19 protein-coding genes and 4 pseudogenes are annotated in these 21,507 nt (G+C 63.3%); 10 read left to right on the forward strand and 13 right to left on the reverse strand.

Annotated elements, in window-relative coordinates; all coding sequences use genetic code 11:
• Window positions 1–58 precede the first annotated feature (58 nt).
• Window positions 59–1,218, reverse strand: a pseudogene (locus IM25_RS23335) (tyrosine-type recombinase/integrase).
• A gap of 664 nt (window positions 1,219–1,882) precedes the next feature.
• Here IM25_RS23335 and IM25_RS27130 point away from each other — a divergent pair.
• Genes IM25_RS27130 through IM25_RS23345 form a run of 3 tightly spaced genes read left to right on the forward strand, consistent with a single transcriptional unit; the run spans window position 1,883 to window position 2,726 of the window.
• Window positions 1,883–2,182 (forward strand): hypothetical protein, encoded by a 300-nt coding sequence (locus tag IM25_RS27130; protein WP_232333498.1) that lies wholly within the window; start codon window positions 1,883–1,885, stop codon window positions 2,180–2,182.
• Window positions 2,183–2,184: 2 nt separating this feature from the next.
• Window positions 2,185–2,439 (forward strand): hypothetical protein, encoded by a 255-nt coding sequence (locus IM25_RS27135; RefSeq protein ID WP_232333499.1) that lies wholly within the window; start codon window positions 2,185–2,187, stop codon window positions 2,437–2,439.
• Window positions 2,436–2,726: a hypothetical protein gene (locus tag IM25_RS23345; RefSeq protein WP_232333500.1), complete on the forward strand. Its 291-nt coding sequence runs from the start codon at window positions 2,436–2,438 to the stop codon at window positions 2,724–2,726. The genes IM25_RS27135 and IM25_RS23345 overlap by 4 nt, the downstream gene beginning before the upstream one ends.
• 187 nt (window positions 2,727–2,913) lie before the next feature.
• Here IM25_RS23345 and IM25_RS26550 read toward each other — a convergent pair whose 3' ends face one another.
• The gene (locus tag IM25_RS26550; RefSeq protein WP_198162595.1) at window positions 2,914–3,252 is read right to left on the reverse strand and encodes a hypothetical protein; all 339 of its coding nucleotides are present in this window, start codon (window positions 3,250–3,252) and stop codon (window positions 2,914–2,916) included.
• Window positions 3,253–3,487: 235 nt separating this feature from the next.
• Here IM25_RS26550 and IM25_RS23360 point away from each other — a divergent pair, with 235 nt between their 5' ends.
• The gene (locus IM25_RS23360) at window positions 3,488–4,132 is read left to right on the forward strand and encodes a DUF6226 family protein (RefSeq protein ID WP_033098766.1); all 645 of its coding nucleotides are present in this window, start codon (window positions 3,488–3,490) and stop codon (window positions 4,130–4,132) included.
• A 295-nt stretch (window positions 4,133–4,427) separates the two neighbouring features.
• Here IM25_RS23360 and IM25_RS23365 read toward each other — a convergent pair whose 3' ends face one another.
• Window positions 4,428–4,715, reverse strand: a complete 288-nt coding sequence (locus IM25_RS23365) for a hypothetical protein (protein WP_033098767.1) — start codon at window positions 4,713–4,715, stop codon at window positions 4,428–4,430.
• 110 nt (window positions 4,716–4,825) lie between these two features.
• Window positions 4,826–6,194: pseudogene (locus IM25_RS23370) on the reverse strand (ISL3 family transposase).
• Between the two features lie 503 nt (window positions 6,195–6,697).
• On the opposite strand from IM25_RS23370, the pseudogene IM25_RS27140 reads away from it, so the two are divergent.
• A pseudogene (locus tag IM25_RS27140) lies at window positions 6,698–6,799 on the forward strand (recombinase family protein); the annotation flags it as partial.
• 53 nt (window positions 6,800–6,852) lie between these two features.
• Here the strand turns inward: IM25_RS27140 and IM25_RS26200 are convergent.
• The 3 genes from IM25_RS26200 to IM25_RS26205 all read right to left on the reverse strand — a co-directional run bounded on the left by IM25_RS26200 (window position 6,853) and on the right by IM25_RS26205 (window position 9,682).
• Window positions 6,853–7,491 (reverse strand): hypothetical protein, encoded by a 639-nt coding sequence (locus IM25_RS26200; protein WP_157127003.1) that lies wholly within the window; start codon window positions 7,489–7,491, stop codon window positions 6,853–6,855.
• Between the two features lie 123 nt (window positions 7,492–7,614).
• A complete protein-coding gene (locus IM25_RS23375) occupies window positions 7,615–8,043 on the reverse strand; it encodes a hypothetical protein (protein WP_033098768.1) in 429 nt (142 codons plus the stop codon).
• Window positions 8,044–8,269: 226 nt separating this feature from the next.
• Window positions 8,270–9,682: a hypothetical protein gene (locus IM25_RS26205; RefSeq protein WP_157127004.1), complete on the reverse strand. Its 1,413-nt coding sequence runs from the start codon at window positions 9,680–9,682 to the stop codon at window positions 8,270–8,272.
• A 200-nt stretch (window positions 9,683–9,882) separates the two neighbouring features.
• On the opposite strand from IM25_RS26205, the gene IM25_RS23390 reads away from it, so the two are divergent.
• Together IM25_RS23390 and IM25_RS26210 are read left to right on the forward strand one after the other, a co-directional pair.
• A complete protein-coding gene (locus IM25_RS23390) occupies window positions 9,883–10,098 on the forward strand; it encodes a hypothetical protein (RefSeq protein ID WP_033098771.1) in 216 nt (71 codons plus the stop codon).
• Window positions 10,099–10,277: 179 nt separating this feature from the next.
• Window positions 10,278–11,042 carry a hypothetical protein gene (locus IM25_RS26210; protein WP_157127005.1) on the forward strand — a complete coding sequence of 255 codons (765 nt, stop codon included), beginning with the start codon at window positions 10,278–10,280 and terminating at the stop codon, window positions 11,040–11,042.
• Between the two features lie 247 nt (window positions 11,043–11,289).
• Here the strand turns inward: IM25_RS26210 and IM25_RS23395 are convergent, their stop codons facing one another.
• Both IM25_RS23395 and IM25_RS23400 read right to left on the reverse strand, forming a co-directional pair.
• Window positions 11,290–11,943, reverse strand: a complete 654-nt coding sequence (locus tag IM25_RS23395) for a restriction endonuclease (protein WP_052040207.1) — start codon at window positions 11,941–11,943, stop codon at window positions 11,290–11,292.
• 94 nt (window positions 11,944–12,037) lie between these two features.
• Window positions 12,038–13,198, reverse strand: coding sequence for a GreA/GreB family elongation factor (locus tag IM25_RS23400; RefSeq protein WP_232333501.1), 1,161 nt, complete (start codon window positions 13,196–13,198; stop codon window positions 12,038–12,040).
• 869 nt (window positions 13,199–14,067) lie between these two features.
• On the opposite strand from IM25_RS23400, the gene IM25_RS23405 reads away from it, so the two are divergent.
• Together IM25_RS23405 and IM25_RS27520 are read left to right on the forward strand one after the other, a co-directional pair.
• Window positions 14,068–14,361, forward strand: coding sequence for a hypothetical protein (locus tag IM25_RS23405; protein WP_157127006.1), 294 nt, complete (start codon window positions 14,068–14,070; stop codon window positions 14,359–14,361).
• A 173-nt stretch (window positions 14,362–14,534) separates the two neighbouring features.
• Window positions 14,535–15,530, forward strand: a pseudogene (locus IM25_RS27520) (ATP-dependent helicase); the annotation flags it as partial.
• A 391-nt stretch (window positions 15,531–15,921) separates the two neighbouring features.
• Here the strand turns inward: IM25_RS27520 and IM25_RS23415 are convergent.
• From IM25_RS23415 to IM25_RS23430, 4 genes are all read right to left on the reverse strand, one after another.
• Window positions 15,922–17,205, reverse strand: a complete 1,284-nt coding sequence (locus IM25_RS23415) for a hypothetical protein (RefSeq protein ID WP_157127007.1) — start codon at window positions 17,203–17,205, stop codon at window positions 15,922–15,924.
• Window positions 17,206–17,395: 190 nt separating this feature from the next.
• Window positions 17,396–18,211: a hypothetical protein gene (locus tag IM25_RS23420; RefSeq protein WP_157127008.1), complete on the reverse strand. Its 816-nt coding sequence runs from the start codon at window positions 18,209–18,211 to the stop codon at window positions 17,396–17,398.
• Window positions 18,208–18,801, reverse strand: coding sequence for an NYN domain-containing protein (locus IM25_RS23425; RefSeq protein ID WP_052040208.1), 594 nt, complete (start codon window positions 18,799–18,801; stop codon window positions 18,208–18,210). Before IM25_RS23425 ends, IM25_RS23420 begins: the two co-directional genes overlap by 4 nt.
• Window positions 18,802–20,024: 1,223 nt before the next feature.
• Window positions 20,025–20,537: a hypothetical protein gene (locus IM25_RS23430; protein ID WP_232333502.1), complete on the reverse strand. Its 513-nt coding sequence runs from the start codon at window positions 20,535–20,537 to the stop codon at window positions 20,025–20,027.
• On the opposite strand from IM25_RS23430, the gene IM25_RS23435 reads away from it, so the two are divergent.
• On the forward strand, window positions 20,528–21,481 hold the full coding sequence (locus IM25_RS23435; protein WP_232333503.1) for an amidase: 954 nt from the start codon (window positions 20,528–20,530) through the stop codon (window positions 21,479–21,481). The two genes, IM25_RS23430 and IM25_RS23435, sit on opposite strands and share 10 nt — an antisense overlap.
• Window positions 21,482–21,507: the final 26 nt, after the last annotated feature.

A 21,507-nucleotide genomic window follows, 5' to 3' on the forward strand; every position in this document is an offset into this window, starting at 1 on the left:
GCACTTCTCCCCCACTTGCGCAGTGTTGCATCCGATGCAACTCCGCCCGGTTTCGCGGTCACAACCCGAGATTCGTCACGGCGTTCCCGATGAGTGGGGCGTGTTCGCGGGCGTAGGTCTCCAGCATGGCGGGGGTGCTGTGCCCGGTCTGGCGCATGATCGCGTGCGCGCTCGCGCCGTTGCGGAAGGCCTGGGTGACGAACCCGGCCCGCAGCGAATGCCCACCGAGCTGTTGCACGATCTCTGGGTCGTAGCCGGCCTGCGCGGCCCGGCGGCGGATCACCTGGTGCACCGCCGCCCCCGAGAGCGGGGTGTCGGAGAGGTTGCCGTTCTTACGGATCGACCGCAACCATGGCGATCCCGGGACCATGCGGGGCCGGGATCCGCGGCACACATGCGCCTCGAACGGTTCGGCGGTGCGCAGCAGGCGGATGACGGCGGGGCGGCCCCCGGAGTCGAAGGCGGCGACGACCTGCGCCCACCGCATCCACGCACACGGCGGACAACTCGCGTGACTGTGCGTGAACGGCAATGCCCGGATACTCCCCCGCCCCTCCTGATCGGTCTTCGATTTCCGAAGGCGGATGTGCAGCCCGTCGAGCCGATGCAGCGAGACGTCACTGCAGATGAGCGCGACGAGTTCGCTGCGGCGGAACGCCCCGGCAAAGCCGAGCAGCAGGATCGCAGAGTCGCGGCGTTCGAGGACCTCCGCGGCCCAGCCGCCGCAGTCCGCGCGCATCTTTTCGACGATGGTGACGATGTCCGCGGTGAGCAGCGGCGCCCGCGGACTGCGGGGTCGCTGCCCCGCCGCGGCATAGTCCCGGCGGATCCCGACAGGGTCGCAGCAACGAGCTCGTCGCTGCCGGGAGCGGGATGGCCGGCGCGGCGATGGTGGTAGCCGATCCCGGCGACCCACCGCGCCAACGTCGAGGGTGAGTAGGCCCGCTCCCCCACCTCTGTGACGGTCGACGCCGCGTCGTGGAGGTAGGCGGCGACGGTGAGCGGATGCGCCGGCAACGCGGCGTGATCTTCCCGGGCGCACCAGGCGGTGAACCGGCTCCAGTCCGCGGCGTAGTTACGCCGGGTCGACTCGGACCGCGACCGCACCGCCGTCCCGGCCACCTGTGCGAGGGTCTCGACCGGCAGCACCGGCACGGACGGTGCAGCAGGCTCCGCGGCGGTCGACACGGAGGCGTCAGAGGGGTCCGGATGGCGCATCAGCAGGTCGTCGGGCACGAAACGGGAGCCTACCGCCCCGTTCGGACACGTTCCCACCGGAAATCGCGCTCAGCAGGGGTTTCGACGGAGATGGTGCGCTAATGTCAATTATCAGCACCGACCCCGCACAAACCATGATTGACATAACCCCAGGTCACGAAACGTGCCCGATTTGTCTGTAGGTTCCACGAGGACGTGTCACTTTCCAGATTCCGTGTCACTCGCATGTCATTTTCCGCGTTTCGTGTCACCCAGTCCTGCTTTCCCCAGCTCAGGCCCCTCGGGTTGTCTCACGCCGCCCGGGATGTCCGAGGATTCTGACAAGATCGTGAGAATCCCTGGCTGACACGAACTTGGAACATCGCAGGTCCACGCACTGCACTACTGACAAGTTCGACGAGAACCTACACTTTTTGTTGTTGTCGAGATGCAGCGAAGATTGACAAGCCCGACCACGCAGGTTGACAACGATCATTCAGGCCGCCATCGCTTGTACCTGTACTTATGCGTAAGAAGTGCAGTCAACGTCACCTCCCTTTCCGTCGAAGTAGATTGTCAATCTGCCTCACGGTTGTGGAGGCACCGGATCGAGATGAGGTGCGGCCGCGGGGATCGTTGGCGCGGAGCCACAAGGTTGTCGGGTGGGCGTGTCAAGATCAACGGCATGAACGCACAGGCGAGCCCGATCCTGGAAACGGTGGTGGTGCTGGCGATGGATTACGGGCAGTTCTGTCTCGACGGTGGGCTCGGGGACATCGACAATGAGCTCGAGCTGCTCGAGCAGGCCCAGGCGGAGCAGCCCAGCGCCGGTGACGGCACCATGATTGTGGTGGTGTGCCCGCACCAGAACAACTACGAGATGAGCGTGGACGTGCAGGTCTTCGACCGCCGTCCCGCAGCCGATCGCTTGGCATGGCAGCAGGTCAGCGAAAACCGCCTCGAGATCGATGCGGCCGGGGGGTGAGCGTGTCGTCTCCGACCAGCGAACCGGTGACGGTCGCGGTGCCGCCGGGCCGGTATGTGGTCGAGGTATCCGGGCGCGGGTTCGTCAACTACGGCTGGCCCGGTTCGACCACGCCGGGGGATGTGTGGCGGTTGCGGCTGTGGCCCGACGACGGCAGCGTCCTCGAGCCGGCGCAATTGTGGGACATGCCGGGCTTCGGCATCCCGGAGAACATCCCGCCTGCGACGAACGGATCCGACGTCACGGAGCGATCGTGAACCCACGTCCGAGGACGGCAATCACGACTGTGCTGGTGTTCACCGGGCTCGGTGTGGTGTGCGGCATCGCCGGCGCTGCCGCGTTGTGGTGGTTCGCCTCGCAGCCGCTCGATTTCTACACCGCCGGTTATCAACCGCTCGACTTCGCGTCCGCCCGTATCGATTCGCCCTCACCGCACGGGTACATGGCCGTGTCGGTCCTCGGTGGTGGCGTGCTGGGAGCGCTGGTCGGTGCGCTCGTTCATCTCACCGGGTGGGGGTTGATGCGGCGTGCATCCTTGCAGTGAGCACCGCATGTTCATGACCAGGCACGAATAGTGACGAGCACTGTCACCACGCCCGGAATCCGTCATTCTGAAGCGGCGTGTGCTGTCAGTCTTAGCTGCATCTCGACAAGAGCGGAGATGTGCGGAGGCCGCCGGAGCGGTGATCGAGCCGTGTGCATACACGAACCCGCGGCTCGGGGTTGTTCGGCTACCGGAGGCGGGAGCGGTCGAGCAGTTCGGCGACGTCGAGCAGTTTCGGCGGGCTCATGTGCTGTTGCGGCAGGGCGTGCACGCCCGCCGCGGTGACCCACACGGTGCCGGCCCCGTCGACGGTGACGTCCGGGCGGGGGCTGCGGATCGGGGTGCTCACGATCAGCTCCCAGGTGGCCGGATCGAGCCGGGTGAACAACCAGTACTGGTGCTCGGCGGAATACGTCGCGGGCCCGGGCAGGGGCCACCACCGCCCACGGCCGGTCCCGTCCGGAGGATGACCGACCACCCAGAGCAGGTCCCCGATCTGTCCGCCGCCGAGGACGTGATCGGGCAACGAGTTCACCTGCGATGGTCAGACCGTCGAGTACCTGGTAGACGGCGGTGCCGTCGACGATCGCCGGGGACTGCCGGTCAGAAACGGCCGATAGGCCATCATCGCGGTTTCCAGCGGTGGACCGATGGTCACGGCGGCGTGCAGATCGACTCGGACCAGGCGCGCCGCACCGAGTGCGCCCGTGGACGGGTCACGCCGCCGGAACAGCAGAACGAACTCGCGACAGGGGCCGGACATGGAGGATCCACCGGACCAGGCCTACGGCCGGATGAGCAACCCGCAGCGATTCGCCCCGCTCCTCCTGGCCGCCGACACGCTGGTGGCAGATCTCGCCGAACGGTTCGAGGTGACCGCGACCCGGGGTCCGGCAACCCTGCGGCCCGCCTCGGCTATCCAGCCGATCGAGTCGATACGGATCACTGCCCCGCACCCGGATCAGGCTCCGTTGACGATCACCACGACCTCTTTTCCGGGGCTGTACCTGGACATCGGTGCTTGGCAGCACATCGCGTTGCCTGCCTGCGGGTGCGATGCCTGCGACGAGCAGGTCGACGACGCTGTCGAGGATCTGATCAAGTACTGCACGGCGGCGGCCGAAGGGCGGCTGTCCGAACACCTCGACGATGTCCATGGGGTACTCGAGCACGCCTGGGACGGTGACGGCTGGAGCAGCCGCGGGACGCGGACCCTGTCCTTCCACCGCATGAGCGAGCTGCGCGCCGGCACGGTTCAGCCGCCGCCGGACGGGCACTGGCGTCCCTGGGCCACGCAAGGGCCCTGCCGGCGACCGGTGAGGGGCGGTGGGGACGCCGCAGCCACCCCGCAAATCGGCCGCAAGCCACACAGCTTCGGTGTCCCGCCGGGGAGGATGTCGCCGTGATGGGCCACACCCTCGACTTCGACTCGTCGCCGCCGCCCGCCGACCAGTACGAGAGATGGATCTGATCGTCGGCCCCTGCTACGCCGACGGGTACCCCGGGGACACAGCGGTTCCCCCGGCCACTATGCCATTGTCAACGCTCAGAACCGTGCCGCCTATCACCGAAGTTCACAATCGCGTCACCTGCCACATGCGCGCAACATGTCTTCGGTCGTCGGCTGACAGGCGCTTCTAGCGCATGCCCTTGACGACGACATTCAATCGAACAGGAGTCGACAGCGTTATCAGTTGGAGACTAGTCGAGGTCGCGGAGGTCGTACTCAACCTTCAGAGTTGCTCGGTCCTTGGCGACGGATTCGGCGAGGTTGCGGGCCGCTGCCTGAAGACTACGGAAGTCCGACGCTACCGCGAAGTCTCCACTTCGTTCAGCGATTTCTCCTTGATCTCGGTAGTACGTCTCAAGGCGCATCAGCTTGTTTAAGCGATCACCAAACCGGGCGTAGTATTCCGCGAGCTGGTCTTTGGAGTAACTGGGGACCTTCTTAACGGAGAAATCCGTACCTTCACCGGACGTTGTCGTCATCGTTCTAGCTCTTCGCGCCGCAGTCGTCGTTCTGGCAGCGTCCGTCCTCGGTGACCTCGCCGCCGCATTCGTTGCACTCTCTTGCCATTTGGTTTCTCGGCTCTTCGCAGTTAGCAGTGGCATTGGCGCCGGCTGGGTGCGACCCGACGTGACCGTCGAGTGCAGGCCCACCGTACCCGGCGGCGTTGGTTCTCCGGGGTACGGAACCCGAACGCGATACGGCCGACGTGCTTGACGATGCGGTTGTAGCCTTCACTGCGCGCATTCGACAGGCCGGTGGTGATCGCCAGGATCATCGGTTCCTGCCACGCCGAGACGGTCGTCGCCAGCTTGCCGATCTCCGGGACACGGCATGCCGCGCAGAACGTGTAGAACCGATACAGCCTGTCCCGGATCTCATGGCGAAGGCCACCACGATCGGTGCAGCGCAACACATCGCGCAGTAGTTCTTTGGCGATCCATGCCGCAGCGATGTCCCCGTGCGGGTCGGCGGCGGTCAGCTTCTCGAACAGGGCCGATCGTTGTTCGTCGGTCAGGCGTTCGGAGGCCCGCAACAACCGTCGTCGATTGATCCATTCGACATCGCTCTTGCGGCCGCGCCGACCCCGCTCGGCCTGGGTGACCCTGCGCCGGACGGTATCGACCATCTCGTTGGCCTTCTTGACCAGGTGGAACCGGTCCACCACCAGTTGTGCGTGCGGCAGTGCCTCGCGCACCGCCTTCGCATACACCGACGACATGTCGATCGCGACATGGGTGATCTGTGCCTTCCACGTCTCGTCGCGGGCGTCGAACCAGTCGATCACCACCGCCGAGGTGCGTCCGTTGACCTGCGCCAGCAACCCTTGATCGCCGGTCAGGTCGACCAGTCCGGTGTCCCACCGGTCCACCCATCTCCGTTCCCCGGTCTCGGGGCAAGTTTCCCATTTCGCCTTCCCGCGTCGGGTCTCATCGATCCCGAGCACCATCACCGGCTCAGGCTCGCCGGCCAGGGCGGCGTCGGCGACCACGACGAGGTGGCCGTGGACGGTGTGCCAGGCGCACCCGTAGTCGCCGGCGACCGCGGACACCGACCGGTCCCCGTCGAGGACCGCCTCGACCAGCAGCGCCTTCGCTCGTGGCGTGACCCGTGCCCGGGACGGCACCCCCGGCGTCGACTCGGTGAACACCTTACGGTCACAGGAGGTATTGGTGCACAACCATTTCCGTTTCCGCCACACCAACAGCGGACGGTCGGGTCCGACCTGCACATCCCGCGGTCTGGTGGTGACCCAACCCTTCGAGCGCGATGATTTCTGCCCGCACTGCGGGCACATCCCGACCCATTCGGGTGCCGTTGCGATCTGCACGATCCGGCTGTCGTCGACCGTGCGCTGCACCGATTCGACGATGACGCCGTCGAGATCGAGCAGCAATGAACTACCGTGGTGCATGCCCGCGTTCCTTGCTGTCCTGGATGCCTGAGAACACCCAGCTCACAAGGGCGCGGGCCCTTTTTCAATCACCGACACGGCAACGGGGTCGATCGGCACCAGCCCCTACCAAGTGCGAAGAGCCGGTTTCTCCTGTCTGGTAAGAAGTGGCTCCGGGATGCCGTAAGCCGTGGCAGAGATTATCGCCATCTATCGTCCGATGCTCGCTGAAAACGGCTTTGTCATCCGTTTGAACTACATATGAGGAACCGCGTTCTTGCCACGCCCGGGTAACTGGATTGCAGGCGGGACTCGGTAAAGGTGGCTGCATCGCACCACGGTCAGCGGCCCTACCGAGTGGGTACTCGGATCCCCCGAGCAGATGGCCGGTCGCGGTGCCGACCCTAATACGCCGATGTTCGTGAGCTTCGTACCCGTTGCGACGACACGGCGCCAGAGACAGACCGGCGGGATTCGTGCACCACCGCACCGGACTCGATTCGTACCTCCGCCCGATCCGTGCGTCCCTGCCCTCCGATCCGAGACAGCTACGTCTGCGTCTCGCTGCCGATGATCTTCACCATCTTCAGAGCTCTGGCCGAGTTCGAACGCAACCTTATCCGCGAACGCACCCACGTCGGCCTCGGCGCCGCCCGGTACGACGGAGTGAAGAGGCGTACGTGACCATGCCGGTGTGTCGCCGGCGAGGTGTCCTGAGGAGGCGGTCATGCATTCCTCGGTGTACGCCCTTCGAGCAGGTCCTTCAGTGCAAGATTGATCCCGACACCCTTTGTGTGGCGAAGCAGCCGATTTCCTGGATCCCGGTCTCCCCACACCTTTGTGCCGACATTGTGACGGCCCGAATCGCGATACCACTTCTGGAAGTCGAGCGCGACCACGTCGGATTCGCTTACTGCACGGATTGAGTGCTCTCGCTCGTGATACACGAGTTTGGCATGGCTCTCGCGGAAGTTCATGACCTCCTCCTCAGTCAGCATTGCCTTGACCAGGGACCCGTCGGGGAGTAATGCGAGAGTATAATACTCGTGGTTGGTTTCTTGAACTCGAACGTTTCCGCTTCTGGTGTTTGCTTCTTTGTGCCAATGGCGCCGGTCGATCGGCCAGTGCGGGCCGAGAGCCTGCACCTCGCGGAAAACAGGTCTGCGTTCATGAACTACGTAGCTGCGGGAGCCGAATCCGAGAAAGCCGGCGGTGGTCTTCGTCACCGGCACATCGGTGTATGTCGTTTTTCGGTACGTCAACGGAGGACTCAGAGGCATTGCAGTCTCTCGCGCAACTCGCTGCGCGTACTTCTTCAACCGGTCCCAGTCGATATGGCTGGCGTCGTACTTGGTTCGATCCATAGGGCGCCTCTCGTCGATCTATCTGACTTGCGGGCAAGGACATGTGTAGGCGTCAAACAGGTGTGAGTGGGGGACAGGGAATCTGGATGTCCTGTCCACGACTCGCAGGTGCTGGCGTATCGCTCAGACGATATTGCCGTGGGCAAGCACTCGACACACTGACGGATCCGCTTGATACATCGGACCATCGAGTATTCCGTACTCGAAGCCGCCTTTGGAACTGCCAAGCTTGAGTTCATCGAGAAACCGCGCCATGAGCTGTGCTCCGGTCACTTCGGTGAAATGCGTGACGAAGAAGATCAGACAACTGCCCAGGCTGTCCTGGCAAGCGGTCCAATGAAACCGTAAGCCACCCAGGTCTAACATGAACATTCCGTTCGACTGTTCCTCCGAGCGGCCCACCGTCGGCACGTTCGACACAACGTGACCGATGAGATCGACCGGATTCATGTCGGCGTAGATCGTGGGGTTCAAGCCGCCGGCAGATCGGATCAACCGGTCCAGGTTCTGGATCGCAGGAGAAGGGTTGCCGGAGAGGTTAAGAGAATCCATGTGAGTCCTTGGCTTGGGGTTGGGACGACCGGGTACACAATCGGCTACTTCAGTGGAGGCTCCTGGCCGGATCCTTCGCACAGTCTGCATGTGCCGGTGCCTTTGCAGGCTGAGCACTTGTTTTGATTGACGGTGCCCTCGGCTCTCCACCCGGAGCCGTTGCACGTCTCGCACGCGGTGGTTCCTTTACAGGCCGAACAACGCATGATCGTTCTCCTTCTCTCAATTAGTAGGGGTGGATCGACCGGAGGATGCGTTCTGCCTCAGGATCGACACGTTTGGGACGGGCGTTACTGTTCAAGCCTCCGAGGCTGCCCATGGTTCGCAAAATCGTGTCGGCGAGTATCGCGCTGCTGTGCCACATATTTCGATCGAACTCCTCGGCGTCCTCAGGGGGACTGTCTTGGTCGTCTCGCTGCTCCCACGGAAAATCGAATGGAAGAATCAGGCGATGAGATCGGGGGAGCTGCTCTACCGCGTCACGGAGTTCATCGCGCCATGCGGTCCACTCTTCCACAGAGAAACGCGGTTTCCCGTTGTCCGACCGCAGAGCTTTGAAGCTCTGACGGGCGATCACCCTGTCGGATTCGGTCAGGAGAACCACGAACGGTAAGCGGTCACGGTACTCGACGTCGTCGATCATGCGGACTAGGGTGTGCGGTTCGGGGTATTCCCCGACGACCGCTCGACCTACGTGGTGGATGAACGTGTCCTGCGGTGGATCGAACAGAAGACGCGCGAGACCGTCGTTGCGCAACTTGTTCATCTCCTCGATATGGTCGTCACGGTCGCGCTCACGGGGCGGTGTTGCCGTTCGCTCGATCGAGGAGCTGTTGGTCAACCCCCAGCCGAGTGCTCTCGCGGCGATCGCAGCGACATGGTGGCGCCAGGATGACTGGGTGAGGGCGACGACCAGGACGGTTCTCGAGTTCAGCTTCGGAAACAAGATGGGCGCCTTCGAGGGAACTCTGTCGCGGGTGAAGGCGGGGATGGACAGGTAGACGACGTCATTGGGCGCCGCCTCGAGCGGCGGGGTGGGGCGTGGTCGAACATGGTCGGCCAGGAAAACGGCCCGATCGCGGATCACTGCCCCGAACTCCTCGATCAATGCGGCACGCACGCTTTGGCCAGGGGCAAGAAGTCCCGGACGTGCAGGTGTCACTGCAATTCTGGTACCCGACAGGACTTCTGCTTCGGGCGAGGGGCCGGAGCGGTGAGGCAGAATCCCCACAGCCCATCGTCCGGTAGCGGTAATGTCTTCGACGAGATCGAGCTGTACCCCTCCTGCCTGGCGGCGGCGGGCGAGTTCGTCTTCGAGTTCTTGGGCACGCATCTGCCATTTCTTGCCGTGAAGGATATGAGAACGTTCGTCTTCGAGTGCTGGAAGCAACGCGCGCAACAGTCGGTCCGGAGCGATCCCGAGTGCCTCAACGAACGTCGGAACCTCGTCGAGTCTCGGTCCGGAATTATTCGATGAGCCCCTCATCAAACGGCGCTTGAGGGTTGCTTCAGATTCGAAGTTCACCGCCCTTCTCAACTTGTCCCATGTCAGTCCGCGCTCTTGTCTCGCAGCTTCATAAAGGCTGGCGAGTCTCTCGGATGCCGAGAACGGTGAAGGATCGGACGTAGCGTTGTTCACGATTGTGGAGGTCCTCTCATGTCTGAAACACCATCTTCAGATGCGGTAGCACTAGATTCAAGATCAGGAATTGGCCGAAGTGGAACAGTTTCTGTTGACCTGTTTTGGGCAGAATCTGACCCTGTTCAGCCTCGTTCTGGTTCGTCATCGTTGAGAACGAGACGCCGTCCGGCAGCTCGACAACAGATCAGGAGGCTGATATGGGAATCGTGGACAAGGCCAAGGCTGCTGCTACAGCTGGAAGCATCATGTGGAACGTGGCCTCGGCACCGATCGAGAACACTGGTAACACTGCCGACACGAAGGCAGAAGGCAGCGCCCTGCTGCGCGACCGCGCGAACAACGAGGCGGCCCGCATGCGCAGTGAGACCAGCGCGAAGGGCACCCGCAACGGCGGCAACAGCCGCAACAAGTAGACCGCACTTCGGGGGTGGCCGGGACTTGCCGGCCACCCCCGGCTGTGCTTGACCAACCCGTCTCTGTGCTTGAGCGCGCGGTCGCATGAAACCACGTTCATGACACTGGACTCCGTTTACAAGCTCGGATAGGATTCCGACGTCTATTTGCCGAATGATTTTTCTGTTAATCGAAAGAAATGGCGATTATGGGTTTCCTTGATTGGCTGGGATTGACCTCGCAGAAGGAAGAGAGCGTCGCGCGGACCGCCCCTACAGCCCGGCCGCATAGTCGGCGTCGATCGCCTGATCAGCACCGGCTTGCGTCCTTTGATACATGGACAGATCCAGCAGCAAGTACCGGTTCTACCACGTGGGAGAAGCGGCTGGATTCGTATGCACTTAAATGCGCTGAGCAACTCCGAAATTCTGGTGTAAAGACATGGCGTTGCGCTGCACCACGTGACGGGAAAGGAACCTATCGGGATGCTTTCTGGCTGATCTCCGTCGATGTTGATCAGGCCGAACGTGGGTATCACCGGACCGCGCTGGCCGGTAGAGCCGATGTACGAGAAGGAGACTTCACCGGGCGAATCGCTGGAGACGCATTGCTTCTGTCCACAACCGGAAGACTATGTACGGCGAAGGCAGAGATGTTCTTTCCCAAGAACGGGCACTGCTCCGACACCGAGATGGACTCGATCTTTCACCATATCGGAAGAGACTTGTTTCTTCTGGGATCATCAGGGTGGGCCTGGAGTAACCGTGGCCGCTGGCGGCAGACATCACCATTAAAAGCGTACGGGTTGGTCATGGTGGAGCGCATCGAGTTCCGCAGTAAGTACCCTCCGTATAGTTTCGAAGGAAAAGATCCAGGTAAAGGCTCGAGCGCTGCACTCAACAGTTTCGTGAAGTCTGGCGGAAAAGTTCAATGGCCCAGGAATTTCGCCGGATTCGACTACTGAGAGGTGACCGTGGGATGCTCCAGGATCGGACTCGGGACGGCTGCATGAGGCGCCTCGGAATCACGGAGGCGGTAGGGCTGGACCTCGATCTGGCCGGGACGCGATGATGCCCGGATCTGCTTCGAAATCTCCCACCGCCTGTAGGTGGATTATAAGGATTATCCATCAATTGAGTCGCCGGATGACCGGCCCCGGACGGGTGACGCATTGCCACATCGTGGTCGGGGACCGTCGAGCGAGGCGCCGGTTACTCGCGTCGGCCCTCATCCGGAGGGGATGGAATCCGCTTTTTGTTGTCCCGGTCCACGAAATACAGCGTCCAGAAGATCGCAGCACCAACGATCGCACCTGCGAGGAAGCCGGCGTTGCCCATACGGGTTTCGCCCATCGCTTCATCCGGATTCACGACGGCTCCCATCCAGCCGGGTACTGCGAGCGTGAAGAATACCGCCCCGAGGATGCGCCAGTGCACCTTGAGGAACGGCCATATCACGCGTGCCCACACCCCGGGCTTGCTCACCCCTGATCTGGTCGAGGCAGGCGGTACGGACATCGACGACAATGCCCACCAGTTCCGCCACTGTTTTCCGAAGGCACTCTGGACGGTGCCGGTGCGGGCGGCGGTGACGGCCGCGTGCCGGTTTTTGGGGATGAGGGTTCCGTCCGGCTCGTAGATGAACAGCGCGATGGACATCACCTCGGCGTACTCGACGGCGTGTTGGGAGTAGTCGGAAGCGGCGAAGAAGAACAGCCTTTTCGACAACTCGTGCCCGCGTGCACTGACCAGGTTCTGCAGCTCGGGGCGACCGACTATACCGCCGCGCCACTTCACCTGGGCCAGGGCGCCGGACGAGCGTACGTCGGAGCCGCCAGAGGTCACGGCAGCATCGACAAAGCCCATCTCACGGTTAGGTCGGGTCGGGGGTCCGACGTCGACAATCCGTACTTCAGGTTGGTCCCGGTCGACGCATTCCTGCGCGTGACGATCGATGAACTCACACGCTGTGCAACCGGCGGGCGGCTGCTGCGTACTTGTTGCTCAGGTCGGTGTGGACCTCGGCGATGTACTCGAGCGACCTCTGGGTTGGATTGACCGCTCGTTCGCTCGTGTGAAATGTCGGGTACGACGAGATGCCTGCCGCACACGCCGGGTCGATCTCCTCGAGGACACGCCAAATACGCTTGGCAACAGCGCCGTTGAGGATCACAATCTCAAGGTTCGGGATCAGCAGGAGGAATCCGCGCAGCGCCTCGGCTGCCTCACGGTCCGATCGGTCGGTCTGGGGGTGCGGCTTCGGCCACGGGTAGGCATTCCACGACACGATCTCCGAAATGCGGATGCCGGCTTCATCCAAGAAGAACTTCTGCCGAGCGGCCGTGAGGTCGACGTTCTCCAGGCAGATCATGCCGGATCCGTCGGCACTGGTCAGGCCGGTCTTCGGGCCCGGGTCCTGCATGAGCGTGAGCAACCGCGCGTCGACGCCACCGTAGGTCGGCGCCACATACGGAATGGACACGCGACGCCCGGCCCGCAACTTGTCGACGTACTCGTTGATCGGCCGGACGCTCGGGTCGTACCGCCTCCTGTACAGATCGTTGCGATAGGCCTTATCGCGACACCGCTGCCCGGCAAGTGCTTCCTCGGATGTTGCGGCGGTCGGCACTATCCGCTTCTCCTTGGGAGGAGCGGGCGAATCGGCTTCCGGATTGATCTCAGCGCGAGAACCGGGGTGCCTGCGGAAACCGGGGATGATGCTGTCGATCACCAGCGGAGCTCCCGCGGGAAGTGCGACTTTGTCGCCTACCCTTCGCTTCCGGACGGCCTGGCCCATCGGTGACGAGTACGAGACGGTCTCGTACTCGCTGTCGGTGTGACGCTCGGTGAGCACGAACGTGTCTCGGTGACCGTCCAGGTATCGGACGGTCACGATAGACCCGGCTACCACCCAGTCCTCGGTCGGTCCCCACGCGGCGAGCCGGTCCCGGTCGGCGATGTACCGGGCATGAGCGACCGTCAGATCCCGTTGCCTCGCCTGCACCTGCCGGAGCTGACTGTCGTATCGCTGGTAGTCCACCAGCAGGTCACCGCCATCGCGGCACTCGTCCATCTTCACGCGGAGTTCCCGTTCCTGCTCCGCGAGTTCATCGCCGGCCATCCGATACTGATCGAGTTCGCGGTCGAACGACTCAGGACCGGTCGGCTCGGTGATCGGCCCCCTGAGGTTCCCTCGTCGACCGGTAAGTCAGTGTCGGGCAGGGGATCTGGCTCATTGGACGTCGTTTCGCTGCCAGTCGCGACCGTCATAGGTTGAGCATCTGATGTCACCGTGCCCTTTGGGGATGCCATGTCAGTTGGATCGTCGGCAGGTTCCTCTGGAACCCGCTTCAACGATAAGGACGGCAAGAGGCGCTTCGCTCGGCGGCGTAACTCCTGCAATCGAACACGGCGACCATTCACGCGCCACATCGTAGCGACGCATCGACTTGATCAGGGCGTACCTATCCACCACCCACTCGTCCCTCGCACGCTGTGCTGGGTCGGAAGTTGCTCTCGTAACGTGCTTTCAACACAACAATTCGGAATGAACTTATGAGACGTTGCGAGCTGGGGCGATCGGTCCTGCTTCCGTCGGCGACAGACCACCCCTCTACCAAGGTTTCAAGACGCGCAATCCAACCCGCACCTGTCGGCATGGCCGAGGACGCGACCGAGACCAGGATGATCCTGTGCGAGAGCATGTCCGCGGCTACGTGAACTGGCCACAGCCGAGGTCCGTGTGCACAGTGACTTGCGGACCGCTCGAGATGCGTGACACGACCGAGGCGCTGGGGTGGGTTCGGCCAACGGAGCGGCGACGACCAGCGACGTGGGGGCTGAACGGTCCGCTGGTGGTGGGTCTCTGCGCGGCGGCAATCCCTCTGGCGACGAGACGGGTGGCCGACTCAGACCGTCGAACATATGAGATCGTCTCGTCGAACACTCGCGACTCACAGGCCGAGGCGCGGACACTGAAGGAGTTGCTCGATGACGTCCGATGACCGACCGTCGATGACCAGCGGATACCCGCCCCACTGCCCGACCATCCGCCGCGGCGATCAGGCAATCGGGTTCAGTCCATCGCCCAACGGCTGCTTCATCCGCGCATGGTGGGCACACAATGGCCACCCGATCGGCGCCTATCCCACCGTCGAACTGGCCGTCGACGCCGCGCTCGCAGCCCTCAGGAGCGGCGACCTCACCCCGGATCACGGTGACGACCCCACCAAAGTCGCTCGGGAAATCACTCGCATCGAGACAACACTGCGCGAAATCGACTGACCACGCTGCAGTTTCGCAACGGAAACCAGAAGCTCGATACGCTCACGCCCCGAAAGGCGTCGGCGGCGTTCAGGTGGATTTTGTCCGGAGTCCGCACCTTTCCCTTGCATCCTGGCCCCCTCGCGTGCCGGGGCCACAGCACTACCCGCAACCGACTCACCCTGGTACGCCCACGGATGGGTCAACTGGAATCCGTACAGGTGCACAGGCTTGTGTCCGACGAGGGAGTCGATCAACGGGTCCGAGATCTTCTGGCCCGGAAGAAGGAACTGTTCGAGAGTTTCGCTCGCGAGAGCGACACTGCAGCGAGCGCGCCGGAAGCCTACGACATCACCGAGGCGGAACTGGCGCGCGACATCATCGCCGCGGAACGCGAGCGGCTCTTCGGGTACGGCGTGCCGGCGGCTCCGGCACAGCAACCGGCAGCCACACCCGCGCACGTTCCTGGCGCGTCGAGTCCCACGCGGGACTCGACCGCGCCGGAATCGGCGGCGACGGCGCCCATCACGCCCGCAACTCCGAACGCCGCCGGTGAGATGCTCGAGCCGCTACTCGACGAAGCGACTGTTCAACCGGTGGACGATCCAGCCGCCGATCGACCGTGCGGCGTGCCTGCTCGCGGCAAGGCAAGCACCGCACCGCGCACGCCAGCAGCGGAGTCGACTGTCCTGATGCCGTATCCCGTCTTTCGTCAAGCGCTGCCGTCGATCTCGAAGACACCCCCCGACACAATCGTCGACAACGTCGTATCGATTGTGTCCGTGGAAGGCCCGATGACGGGATGGCGAATCCACCAGGTGTACACCGAATGCGCATCAGGCCGCGACCTGAACGGTGAGGTCCCGCGCCTGCTCAACCGCGCGATCTCGGCTGCCGAGCGCAGCGGATTGATCGTTTCCGAGAATCCGTTGGGGCGATCCGGGAACAAACCGCTCACGTTCCGGCTCCCCACACAATCGACTGCGATCGCCCGCGAGCTCGGCCCCCGGACAATCGACGTCGTTCCGCCGAACGAGGTTGTGCAGTACGGCCGGATTGCGGCAGCGGGGAAGATGTCGGTCTCCGAGGAAGCGCTGATCGGCCGTGTGGGCAGGTTGTTCCAGAACCCGCCGCAGTCCGCAGATCTGCGGCGTGCTGTTCGAGTAGCGAAGCGAATCCACTCCCCCTGACGGCATGAACACGGGACCAGACGATCAGCATGGGAATCCCGACGTGGAGATCGCCACCCAGTTCTCCGTCTCTCTGCCGCGAGCAATGGCGGGTCCGTCGCGCATGCAACGCATTCACGGGCGCCCGTCGAAATCCTGATCGAGGGGACATCGCGGTGTGGTCTGCGAGATCGAGTCGTCGAGGCCCTATGGGGTGAGCGACGTGGCTGCTCATGGGACAGCCTGGGTCCTGCAAGGCACCGAGATGGTAGGGAGCAATCCCGGGGCGCAGCCAGACTGCCGAGCTGCCGCCGGCGGCGGTCGTGGACCTACGCCGAGCGGCCGGAGGCGCCGCCTCGCAGCATCCCCTGTGTCAGGGGCGAGGAAGTCGCCCGTCGCCGCATCCTTGCGGTCAGGTGACGGTGTACTTGTGGGCGCCCGGAACCGGGATAGGGGTGCCTTCGCGGAATCGGTGCGGTGAGCACTGGGCAAGGGCAATCAACCGTTCCCGTAAGGCGGTCGCCGGGTCCCATCCGGTTCCTCCTTTCAGAAGGAGGCGGCGGGCCCCCATCGCCGTTGCGTCACGTTTGGGGTAGGAGAAGATTTCCTTCCAGGAATGGTCGACGGCGTCGTGTCGCACGTAGAACGTGGCCTGACCAGCGAGGGGGCTGATAGCGATCGCGTCGTCTCCGACATGACGGCCGTTGCGGTCAATATGTCGGATGACCAACACCAGGTAGGAACCGTTGATGTTGCTGTCGAACGGCCCGGCAAGGTTGTTCCGGGAGGGGATTCCGCGTAGTCGCTGGCATCGGTCGGGTCCGAAGTGCTGTTCGAGATCCTTCAGTACCTGGAGTTTTTCCGGTGCAAGGCGGGGTCCCGAGTTCGGTGCGGTGCGGCGATGTTCTCTACGCGCATGCTCCTCCAGGTCGGTGCCTGGGGGCAGGACTTCGAAGTCGATCCGCTCTTCCTCTAGTTCGAACTTCCTGCGCGTGAGACTGTCCTCGTATCGGCGCAGGAACTCGTACCGGCCTTCACGCAGATCGCGGAACTGGTCCCGGATCTTCTGCACTGCCCGGCCAGGATCGTGCGCCCGATCGTCCAGCAGCGTCTGTAGCAGCGCGTTCGTGATGAAGGCACGTGTCGTCGATACACCGGCCTCGTCGAGGCGCTTGAAGATCTCCGTCATGAAGTAGTCGTGGACCTCGGAAGCATCCGGGATGTCGCTGACCAGGAGGAGAGCGATCATGTTCTCGAGGTGGCTAAGAGTCTCGCTTTGCGCTGTGATCGTGTCGACGCCGTGCTTCCATCGTTCCCAGGACTCTACCTTGGCCAAGAGTTCGGTTGCTTCGTCGACATACGCTTTATCCGGTTGCCCGTCACCGAATCCGGGTTCATCGAACGAACCATACTTTTTGGTCAGGTGCTGCCGGAGCGTCCTGCCGTCGTCGACGGTCATCGCGATGAACCGAAGCACGTCCACCGTAGGCAGCGAGCCACGCTGACCGTCGAAGAGGACCCGGAGACGGTACCGGTAGCCGAGATAGCTTTGTGGCATTTCGACAGAGAAGGCCTCGAAATGCCCCAGCGTCGTCCAGGTTTCGTCCGTGTAGGCACGATGGGGTTGGTCCTCGGCGATGAGGTCGGCGACCTGGTCGAGCAGATCGGTGGACGCGGTATGCGGGAGATTCTGCACCTTCACTCCTCGGGGTGTCTTCCGTCGAGCTGCGTTCATCGAAGCAGGTAGTGGCGCTAAAGTTCGTGTTCTTCCCGGTCGATACATCGTTGACCGGGAAGAACACGCAGGCGACCGGTGAACGGGTGCCGACGGATCGGGGTTGGGGCGGTGGGGAGCCGATGGTCCGATGCGGTGCGTTCCCGGTCGTTCAGCGGTGGCCAATACTGATTGTGAAAGCTGCATCGACCGAAACCGCTGCGGTGTGGACGAGTCCTGCGGTCAGCCGTAGTTGCGACTGCGCCAGCCGGGTGTTGTCGAAATCCGTAGCTGGGTTGTGCAACTCCGCTGTCGCGTTGGGGTCCAGTTGCAGCGCACCCGGGATGTGCACCTGCGCGAGCCGGACGCCTTCTGTGATCGCGGCGACGAGGTCACGCGCATGCATGGGCGCTCGATGCCGGCCGGCGTCGAGGCTGACGTCCTCGTCTTCGGTGACGTCATTGCCCAACGCGGCATCGAAGGGGTGCACCGCCACCGGGGCACCGAGTCCACACCTGTTGTAGGTCTGAGCGAAGGCGTACCAGGCGTGAGAGGAGCGTCGAGCCTCGTCCCGCGGCTGGTCGAACACCATCGTTTCGGTCAGCATCCACAGGCGGGTGAGGGTCTCGGCGCCTTGGCCGAGCACCGCCCATCCCGCGCGGTGGTGGCCGCTGCGGTGCAAGGAGGTGACCGCCTCGCAACTGTCGAGCAGCTGAGCGAACCGCACCACGATCGTGGCCAGATAGAACCCCTCGGTGTCCGGCCACTGATGACCTGACCTCGGCTCGCGCCGAGGATCTGTGGTCTCTTCTGCGACCAGGCGGCGTGCGGGCTCAAAAACGGTGCTGCGGGCTGCCTCGATGACGATCTCCGCCGCTTCCACGGTGCCCGCCACCGCGGCCCACGGCCCGTCCGGCGCCATCCGGTCGGACAGGACGTCGAGGAACTCGGTGCTGGTCGCGACGGTTCCGGTGTGCTGCTCGATCATGCGATGCCCCAGGTGGGGCACGGCACCGAGCACCGGGCGAGATCGGTTTCGTCGAGATAGAAGCACCACAGTTTCTCGCCCGGTAGCCACAGTCGGCTGGGTTGGCCGGCCCATCGTGCCAGCTGCACGGTCGCGCCCGGTGCCCGGTAGGCCTGTTCGAGTGCCGGCTCGAAGTCGGCGTCGGCGCTGAACAGCACGACCCCGTCGAAGCGGCCGGACCCTTGAGAGGTGCACAGATCCAACGTGATCGCGGTATCGACGCCCTTCTCGGTGTAGGTGCCGGTGACGGGATCGAACGCACTGGGGCGACTGCGGACACTCACGCGGGGATCGCGTTGCCACCGGCGAACCATCACCTGCTCGGTGGCGTATCGCTGGGGGTGGCGGTGGGGGTCGCATACCCCCATGTGGACGGTGATCTCGTCGAAGCGGATCGGCCGGTTCGATTTGGCGGCGATGACGTCGGCCATCCGGCCCATGTTCAGGTCGACGGTGTTGCTGGGCCGACCCCAGGGAAGTACGCTGACCATGCCGTCCAGCACGTTGAACAAGTCGACGACGAGCTTGAAAGACGCAGGGGTATCACTCACGAGTGTTCTCCTTACAACCGAATCCGAACGCTCGCCCTCCTGGCTACCAACCGATTCTCGGGCGGGGCATTTGTATATTTACAGCCGTCGCCGAATTCCGCAAGCCCGATCTGGGGTGAATTTTCTGTGCAGTCCTCCAGTGGTGCTGCGATAGGCTCGCTAGCGTGAGAGTCCACCGCCCGTGCGGGCCGATATTGGACCGACGAAAGCTCCTCTACCTGCGGGTTTGTGTTAATTTTGAGACTTTCCATTTGAAGCACCTCAAAACAGGGATGATTAAATACCCCTTCGGATATGGGATCAACAGAAATAGATCTGAGAGCTTCAGATTTTTCAGATTCGGATGATGTCCTAATGAACGAGTGAGATAAGGACGGACCTTCATTGCCGTTTTCTGGTTTGAATCAGTGTCTTATCTTCAAACGCAAATTTCGTACTTCGATTTGTCTTCTCATCAGAAAGATCGGGTTGGAAGGGCAGGGCGGTGTCGACCCGGCGCTTCGTCACTGTGACGCCGGACGTTCGGCCCGACGGTGCACGCCGATGGGAGACATCGGACGGGAGGTGTGTCGAGTCGAGTTGAAGCTATCGCGGGAGTTGCCGTGCCAAGGCCCTATCGACACCACGGCCGGTTTGAGGCGGTCGTGTCGGTCGGGCGTGTCTGAGCCGAGATGACGACTGCGGTGGGCGAGGGGGTGCGTTCGCAGACGTCAATTCTTGGTGGTGCCGTGGCCAGGAGTCACGAGTGCACCGGTACAGCCATGTGCGACCGCGGTGCAATGGTCGACGTTGTGGGTCGAGGCGCAACAGGAGATCTGCGTGTAGGACCGAAAGAGCGCTGCCGGTCGAGTAGGGACCGAGGCTGGATGCGGACAGGTCAGGTTTGACCCGCACGGCGATCGGGATCCTGTATTACACGAACCGGGTCGTCGCTGATGCGTGCGTGTAGGCAGGGTGGCGCAAACGGCATGCGCGGCGGAGATTCTTGTGGACAACGAACGCCCTGGTCACGTCTCCAGGCTGCGGCTGGGCGGGGCCTGCACGAGAAGACATGAGGGTACGGACCGGCGATGTGTGCACCATCTCCGTCGGGCGGAGTGGCTAGCAACCACCTCCGCCCCTGTGGGCTCCCACGGCGCAGGCGAGACCATCATCAGCGGGGACTGCATCGACGGCGATTCCGAAGGCTTCGACTATCACGCGCTTGCGTGGGGTTGACGCGGTCAGCAGGCGCGGGCGGGGAACACCAGAAGCGTTCCGTCGCTGTGCTTTTCGATCTCGATGACCATATCAGAGCTCGGGGAGGTTGTGCTGTGCGTGGGGGCGAGCGCACGCAGCCGGTACGACGTGTCGAGCAGATTGTCGACCTGCTTTCGGGTCATCACCTTGTCGATGAGTCGCTTGGGCGAGCGTAGTTCGAGCGCCGATAGCCGCCGAAGGATGTTCTCCACCCGGCTTTCCAGGTCGGCGATGCGCTGTTGGTCGTCTCGAAGGCTGCGGACGAAGTTCTCGAAGGGATTGGCTTCATCATCGCTCTGGCCGGCTTCGACGCCCTGCACGATGATGACCCGGCGCTTTAGTGCGATCGCGAGTGCGGCCAACTTGAGATGGGCACGGAACTCGCCACCGTCGGTAGTGAGGCCGGGGAAGGCCGCTTCGAGGTCGGCGACGTCGACGTGGCTACCGCCGAGCGCGTCGAGCGTCGCCGATGGGTGCACTGCATGCAATGCGTGCACGCATCGGTCCCGTCCGCAATCCCTGGGACCCGACGCGGGTCCCAGGGGGTTCGAGTGGAGGCTCCGGCGTGGCGGTCGCTGCAGGTCTGGTGGATGCCTCATTGGGCACCGACACCGGCGGATCGGTCCGTCTGCCTGCATCGGCATGCGGCATCACAGGACTGCGACCGACCTGGGGCTCGATCAGCAATGCCGGAGTCTTCCCGGTCAGCGACGCCTTCGACACCGTCGGTCCGATGGCACGGTCGGTGACCGAGGTTGCCCGCCTCTTCGATGTACTGCGTGTCGCCCCGGCCCCGTCGCCTGCCCCCACTCGACGGATAGGGTTGCCGTCGGTGTTCATCACCGACGACGTCGACGCTGCCATCAGCGACGCAGTCCGAGCGGCGGCACGACAACTCGGAGAACTGGGCTACGAGACAATACCGGTCACCGTCCCCGGTGCTGCTCGCGCACAGGACATCGTGTACACGTTGTTGTATTCGGATCTTGCTGCGCTGCACCGCAACCGAGTGCATTCCTCACCCGAACTGTTCCATCCCGACACCCTCGCACGCGTGTCCTTGGGTCTGTCCATCTCGGACTCCGAGAGAACAGCAGCGATAACCGGCGCAGCGGAGTTCCGTCGCGGACTCCGTGCACTGTTCACGACCGTCGACGCCGTACTGACCCCGACCATGCCGGTCGATGTGCCTCGCATCGCCGGTGGCGACGATGTCGTCGCACGCTCACGCCGCCTCGGACAGTTCAGTTATCCCTGGTCCCTCCACGACGGACCCACGCTCGCACTCCCGGTCGGATTCCATCCTCGTTCGGGGATGCCGATCGGCGCTCAACTGACGGCGGCCGCCCACCACGAATTGCTGCTCTTCGAGATCGGTGAAGACTTTCAGAGCACAACGGACTGGCATACCCGGAGACCGCCGCTACACATCACGCGGTGAGCCGCCATCGGAGGGGGCAGAGACCC

It is taken from the genome of Rhodococcus sp. p52 (assembly GCF_000763325.2).
Classification (GTDB): domain Bacteria; phylum Actinomycetota; class Actinomycetes; order Mycobacteriales; family Mycobacteriaceae; genus Rhodococcus; species Rhodococcus pyridinivorans.

Excerpts from the sequence above, each read along its gene's own strand:
- IM25_RS27130 (WP_232333498.1), top strand. The coding sequence starts at position 1,883 with ATGAACGCACAGGCGAGCCCGATCCTGGAAACGGTGGTGGTGCTGGCG.
- IM25_RS23360 (WP_033098766.1), top strand. The coding sequence starts at position 3,488 with ATGGAGGATCCACCGGACCAGGCCTACGGCCGGATGAGCAACCCGCAG.
- IM25_RS23365 (WP_033098767.1), bottom strand. The coding sequence starts at position 4,715 with ATGACGACAACGTCCGGTGAAGGTACGGATTTCTCCGTTAAGAAGGTC.
- IM25_RS26200 (WP_157127003.1), bottom strand. The coding sequence starts at position 7,491 with ATGGATCGAACCAAGTACGACGCCAGCCATATCGACTGGGACCGGTTG.
- IM25_RS23375 (WP_033098768.1), bottom strand. The coding sequence starts at position 8,043 with ATGGATTCTCTTAACCTCTCCGGCAACCCTTCTCCTGCGATCCAGAAC.
- IM25_RS23390 (WP_033098771.1), top strand. The coding sequence starts at position 9,883 with ATGGGAATCGTGGACAAGGCCAAGGCTGCTGCTACAGCTGGAAGCATC.
- IM25_RS26210 (WP_157127005.1), top strand. The coding sequence starts at position 10,278 with ATGGCGATTATGGGTTTCCTTGATTGGCTGGGATTGACCTCGCAGAAG.
- IM25_RS23395 (WP_052040207.1), bottom strand. The coding sequence starts at position 11,943 with ATGGGCTTTGTCGATGCTGCCGTGACCTCTGGCGGCTCCGACGTACGC.
- IM25_RS23400 (WP_232333501.1), bottom strand. The coding sequence starts at position 13,198 with ATGGCCGGCGATGAACTCGCGGAGCAGGAACGGGAACTCCGCGTGAAG.
- IM25_RS23405 (WP_157127006.1), top strand. The coding sequence starts at position 14,068 with ATGACGTCCGATGACCGACCGTCGATGACCAGCGGATACCCGCCCCAC.
- IM25_RS23420 (WP_157127008.1), bottom strand. The coding sequence starts at position 18,211 with ATGATCGAGCAGCACACCGGAACCGTCGCGACCAGCACCGAGTTCCTC.
- IM25_RS23435 (WP_232333503.1), top strand. The coding sequence starts at position 20,528 with ATGCGTGCACGCATCGGTCCCGTCCGCAATCCCTGGGACCCGACGCGG.